Below are 4,702 nucleotides of genomic sequence, written 5' to 3'. Positions count from 1 at the left end.
CAAGAAGCCCTCGCCGCACGAAGTGCGCAGCGAGGGCTTCTTGCATGTCCGAGGACGTGCCTAAAAGTAAACTGATGGCGGGCCCGGACGACTACAGGACTATCGATTACCCCGTGTTCTGCAATCCTGCCGAGACGCCGGTCACAGTCGAAAGAATCAGGCTCATGTATTCGGCCTTCTTCTCCTCGGCCATCTCGTCCTGATTCATACGCACCTCGCGAAGGGCGCGGACCTGGGCGATGGACAGGGCGTCGACGTAGGGGTTACGCACACGGACGGCGCAGCCGAGCACGCGACGGCGCTGCAGCGGCCACTCGTCACCGACGATGGCAAGGACCCACTTACGCGTGAGCTGCATCTCGGTAAAGACCTTCTCGGACAGATCCTGGCGGTCGCCCAGGTGCAGATACATCTTGGCGATGCGCTGGTCGGTCTTGGCGATCGACATCTCGATGTTGTCGATAAAGGTGCGGAAGAACGGCCACTCCTGGTAGGCAGCCTTGAGCTGGTCAAGATCGCCAAGCTGCTCGCAGGCGGTGCCCAGACCGTACCAAGCGGCCAGGTTAATGCGCGCCTGGCTCCAGCTGAAGATCCACGGGATGGTACGCAGGTCATCGAGCGACTTGGCGCCCAGACCGCGCTTGGCGGGACGCGAGCCGATCGGCAGCAGACCGACCTCGGTCAGCGGCGTCACGGTCGAGAACCACGGTGTAAAGTCCTCGGTGTTCAGCAGGTCCAGATAGCGTTCGTGGCTTGCAGTGTTGAGCTTCTCGGCCATATCCCAGAACTTCTGCGTGGTCTCGGTGTTGGTCTTCTCGACACTCGGGGCCGACTGCAAAAGCGTTGCGGCGGCAACGGACTCAACATGGCGCTGAGCCAGCGTGCGGTTGCCGTAACGGGCAAAGATGACTTCGCCCTGCTCGGTGAGCTTAAAGAAGCAGTTGACCGAACCCTTGGGCTGCGCCAGCACGGCCTTGTTGGCCGGGCCGCCGCCACGGCCCACGGCACCGCCGCGACCGTGCATGAGCACCAGGTCGATATCGTTCTTCTCTGCCCACTTGGCGATGCGCTCCTGCGCGGAGTGCAGCGCGAGCATGGCCGTGGTAGGACCGGCATCCTTGGAAGAGTCGGAATAGCCCAGCATGACCTCCATGCGGCGGTTGGTCTGGGCAAGGCGCTTTTGCACCACGGGCAGCGTAAGCATCTGATCGAGCACGTCGACGCAGCCCTCGAGGTCCTCGAGCTGCTCGAACAACGGGATCACGTCGAGCTCGGGGACATCCTCCTCGTGTGCAAAGGACAGGTGCGCCAGCTCAAAGACGTCGGCCACATGCTGAGCGCTCTTGGTAAACGAGATGATGTAGCGGTGCGCCATCTTCTTGCCGTAGCGCTTTTGGATGGAGCCGATAGCGCGGAAGGTATCGATGACCTCGCGCGTCATGGGCTGCAGGTCGCCATGGATACCGTTCTCGTGGATATCCTTAAGGGCGCGGGCATGCACCACGGAGTGCTGACGGAACTCCATCTCGACCATATGGAAGCCGAAGGACTCGACCTGCCAGATGATGGTTTGGACCGGGCCGTAGGCAGCACGGACGGCACCGCAGGCGGCCAGCGAACGCTGGACGACGCGCAGGTCATCCAGGAACTCGTCGGCGCTGTGGTACATGGTGTCGGTGATACGACGGACGGTGGCGTTCAGGCGGTCGGCCATGACGAGCATGACGGCGCGATGCGGCTCGTGCTCGGAGATCAGCTCGGCGCGGGCCGTGTAACGAGGGCTCATCTCGACCTGATGGTTCCACAGGTTAATGAGCTCGGCCGACGGCTTGCTGTAGGTAGCCTCGAGCGTGAGGTTGCGGCCGATGTGGCGGCACTTGTCCTCGAGCTTGAGCACCATGTGCGTAAAGTACTTGGCGGCGACCTCACGGCTCACCTTGGCGGTGACGTTGGGGTTACCGTCGCGGTCGGAACCGATCCAGCTGCCGGGATGGAAGAACGCCGGGCACAGCGGCGGCACAGTACCGGCCTTGTCGCCCAGCACCCAATCGTCAAAACGACGATAGATAACGGGGATAACGTCGAACAGCGTGTTATCGAAGATGTCGATGATGGTATCGGCTTCCTCGACCGGCGTGGGCTTCTTGAGCGCGATGGGACTCGTACGCACCAGGGCGTCGATCTCCTGCAGCATATGGCGCTCGTTCTCCACCAGGTCGGAGCCGCCCAGACGCGGACGCTCCTCCAGCAGGTTGGAGATACGGCGGATCTTGCCCTCGACGGCCTTACGACGGGCCTCGGTGGGATGTGCGGTAAAGACAGGGTGGAACTCGAGCTTGTCGAGCAGCTCGTTGGCACCCTCGACACCCAGCTCATTCACCAGCTGGTGATAGGCAACGGTAAGCTCGTTGGCAGGATCGACCTCGGTATCGGTCGACGCACCGGCCTCGCGCTCGCGCAGCTGCGCCACACGGTAGTTCTCCTCCGACAGGTTTGCCAGATGGAAAAAGCTCGTAAAGGCGCGAACGATGACCTGCTGCTTATCGAGCGGCAGGCTGTCGATCAAATCGACGACCTCACGAAATGCCACGGCAGTGGGCTCGTCGGCGGTGGGCACGCCCTGCTCGTCGACGGCTTCGTCGGCAGCGCAGGTACCGGGGTTGCCGGCATTGACCACAATCTCGGCTGTCAAAATCTTGTCGAACAGGTCCGCGATCTCGGGATCATACTCGCTAAGCACACGGCGCTCCAGGCGCAAGAACAGCGCCAGATTGTCGCGCAGCTCCTCGGGGATCTCGATCTCGGCGAGACGCTCCCTGGACTCGGCATTCGAGCCGATTCGGTTAACGAGGCGGTTGACCACGGCAGCGACGCGCGCCGCGGCTTCGGGTACAGACTGGTTGCTTAGGTTCTCAGCCACGTTTCCTCCCATTCCTCCTTCTATGCACGTAACATGCGGTATTCATTATAGGCGCTTGAGAAATACTTTCGACACTGATTGCGCTTTACCACACAAAAGTATTTTCTGCATTGCAAAGGTTTTTGCCCTAAATGGTCGTATTTCTCGGTGGGCGGCATACGTAAACGGGGGCATTCCGCATAAAAGCGAAACACCCCCGTAACAATCGCTCTCCATGAGCAGGGCACGTTAGCAGGCCCGAAGCTCAAAAAGATGCGCTACAGGCGCTCGCGAACCGCCTCGACGACGTTGTCCAGATCGGCGAGCACCTCGTCATGGCTCTGCATGTCGCGCACTTTGACCTTGCCGGCGGCAAGCTCGTCGCCACCCAGGACCAAGATGAGCTTGGCGCCTACCTTATCGGCTTGCTTAAACTGGGCCTTGAGCGAACGGCCCTGATAGTCGGCCTCGGTCACGATACCTGCGGCGCGAAGCTCCTGCGTAATGGCAAAGACGTTCTGACGCAGCTCCTTGCCGGCGTTGGCGACATAGACGCACGGGGCCTCATCGGCACCCAAATCGCTGCCAAAGGCCTGCAGGGCCAGCAGGGCGCGCTCAAAACCGACAGCAAAGCCAACGCCCGCCGTGGGCTTGCCACCCTCGAGCTCGACCAGGCCATCGTAGCGGCCGCCGCCGCCGATGGAGCCGACGCCGGCGCCAGGGGCCTCGACCTCAAAGACAGTACGGGTGTAGTAGTCCAGGCCGCGCACCAAGGTGGGATCCTCGACATACTCGATACCGGCGGCATCCAGATAGCGCTTGACCTGCTCGTAGTGCTCGCGGCACTCATCGCACAGGTTGTCACCCATCAGCGGAGCCTCGGCCATGATCTCGCGGCAGTGGTCGTTCTTGCAGTCGAAGGCACGCAGCGGGTTGAGCTCGGCGCGCTCGCGGCACTCATCGCACATCTCGTCGGCGTGATCGAGGATGAACTGCTTAACCTGCTCGCGATAAGCCGGACGGCACTGGGCGTCACCCATCGAGTTGATGAGCAGACGAAGCTTGGAAAGATCGAAGCCCAGGCGCTTGTAGAACTCCATGAGCATGATGATGCACTCGGCGTCTGCCGCCGGATCGGGAGCGCCGAGCCACTCGATGCCCACCTGGTGGAACTGGCGCAGGCGGCCCTTCTGGGGACGCTCGCCGCGGAACATGGCCTCGGCGTAGTAAGCCTTAAACGGCGTGGAGCCCTGGGGCACCAGATTGTTCTCGACGACGGCGCGCACCACGCCGGCCGTGCCCTCGGGGCGAAGTGCCAGGCGCTGCTTGGGCTTGAGTTTGGTGTCGGTGCCCTCGGTAAAGACGCGCTCCAGGTTGGCACCGCTGAACACGCGGAACATTTCCTTGCGCACGACGTCGGTCGACTGGCCGATACCGTGGACAAACACGTCAACCTGCTCGATCGCGGGCGTCTCGATGGGTTTAAAACCAAACGGCTCGAACACGCCGGCCGCAATCTGCTGCATCTTTTGCCAGGCGCGCATCTCGGCGCCGATAAGGTCGCGGGTTCCCTCCGCCTTCTGTGCCTGCATGGGCAAACACCTTTCTTTTGTATCGCGTCATAGGTAGTGGACATTATACGGCACAAAGCAGCAACGCGGCGGCGCGCCTGACCGAACGAGGGTATGGGGACTCGTTCGGCCAGACGCGCCGCCGCTGTTTGTGATCCCTATTCCTCCGTCCCCTTCGGATCACGTGATCCCTTGGGGACGGAGGAATAGGGATCATTTCGTAGGCCCGTGG

Annotated in this window: 2 protein-coding genes; both read right to left on the bottom strand. The window is 61.9% G+C overall.

The genetic code is table 11. The annotated features are described in order from the left end of the window. Window positions 1–106: 106 nt before the first annotated feature. Complete coding sequence (locus DXC52_RS00120; RefSeq protein WP_370446102.1) at window positions 107–2,920, bottom strand: phosphoenolpyruvate carboxylase; 2,814 nt, start codon at window positions 2,918–2,920, stop codon at window positions 107–109. A 257-nt stretch (window positions 2,921–3,177) separates the two neighbouring features. Then, window positions 3,178–4,491 carry a histidine--tRNA ligase gene (hisS, locus tag DXC52_RS00115; protein WP_117640032.1) on the bottom strand — a complete coding sequence of 438 codons (1,314 nt, stop codon included), beginning with the start codon at window positions 4,489–4,491 and terminating at the stop codon, window positions 3,178–3,180. Window positions 4,492–4,702: the final 211 nt, after the last annotated feature.

It is taken from the genome of Collinsella sp. TF05-9AC, assembly GCF_003438495.1.
Taxonomy (GTDB): Bacteria; Actinomycetota; Coriobacteriia; order Coriobacteriales; family Coriobacteriaceae; genus Collinsella.
Note: the sequence above shows the minus strand (reverse complement) of the source record. Positions and strands in the feature narration are given on the sequence as shown.

What these genes read in the sequence shown, in the direction of transcription:
- hisS (WP_117640032.1), bottom strand. Translation starts at nt 4,491, where the DNA reads ATGCAGGCACAGAAGGCGGAGGGAACCCGCGACCTTATCGGCGCCGAG.